Here is an 864-nt window from a genome sequence, read left to right on the forward strand (position 1 = left end):
CCGCACCCCCGTCGCCCCTTTCACTCAGGTCTCTGAGGTGACGTGATGTCGATGCACAGGGAATCCTTTCTGGCCCACGTCCAGCAACGCGGCGAGTACGAGACCCCGGAAGAAGCCGATCGCGTCGCCCGCGTCGTCCTGGCACTGTTGGGCGCGCACTTGGTCGGCACCGTGCGCGCCGACCTGGCTGCCCGGCTCCCCGAGTCCTATGCCCTGATCCTCCTCAACCCGCTGCAGGCGGCGGAACCGCTCTCGCCCGAACGCTTCGTCCGCGCGACCGCGGCCTGGATCGAGGGCGCCACGGAGAAGACCGCCCTGTGGGACATCGGCGCGGTCCTGTCCACCGCGGCCGCCGCCGCGGGCGACGTCCTCACCCGCGAGGTCCTCCTCCAGCTCCCGCCCGGCTACGACCTCCTCTTCGGACACCCTCAGCCCACCTGACCACCACCCGGACGCCGCCCGCGCACGGCGGCGCGTCCTTCGCAGAGAAAGGCACCCGCAGCCATGTACGACCAGCCCCGAGCGAACCGGCCCCAGACAGCCATGACGTTCGACCAGATGCTGGAACGCGTGCGCTACGAAGGCGCTTACCCCACCCGCGAACGCGCCGCGGAATCCGTTCACGARGTCCTGGCCGCCCTCGGCCGACAGCTCACCGGCGACGAACGCGTCGACCTCGCCCAGTGCCTGCCCGTCGAGGCCGCCCTCACCCTCACCGCTCAGATCCCCGACACCGAACCCCTCACCGGCTGGGGCTTCGTCAAGGACCTGGCAGAACGCACCGGCGGCACCCCGGCCACCGCCCGCTGGGACACCGGCGCCGTATTCACCGCCATCACCCCCCTCGCCGGCCCCGACCTCATC

General features: G+C 71.4%; 2 protein-coding genes. Both read left to right on the forward strand.

The genetic code is table 11. From position 1 onward, the window contains the following. The first annotated feature begins 45 nt into the window (after positions 1 to 45). On the forward strand, positions 46 to 441 hold the full coding sequence (locus EAO70_RS09720; protein ID WP_148002608.1) for a DUF2267 domain-containing protein: 396 nt from the start codon (positions 46 to 48) through the stop codon (positions 439 to 441). Between the two features lie 63 nt (positions 442 to 504). Beyond that, positions 505 to 864, forward strand: a 360-nt coding sequence (locus tag EAO70_RS09725) for a DUF2267 domain-containing protein (RefSeq protein ID WP_148002609.1), incomplete at its 3' end; no start/stop codon positions are given.

This window comes from Streptomyces sp. adm13(2018) (genome assembly GCF_008042145.1).
Classification (GTDB): domain Bacteria; phylum Actinomycetota; class Actinomycetes; order Streptomycetales; family Streptomycetaceae; genus Streptomyces.

What these genes read in the sequence shown, in the direction of transcription:
- EAO70_RS09720 (WP_148002608.1), top strand. Translation starts at nt 46, where the DNA reads ATGTCGATGCACAGGGAATCCTTTCTGGCCCACGTCCAGCAACGCGGC.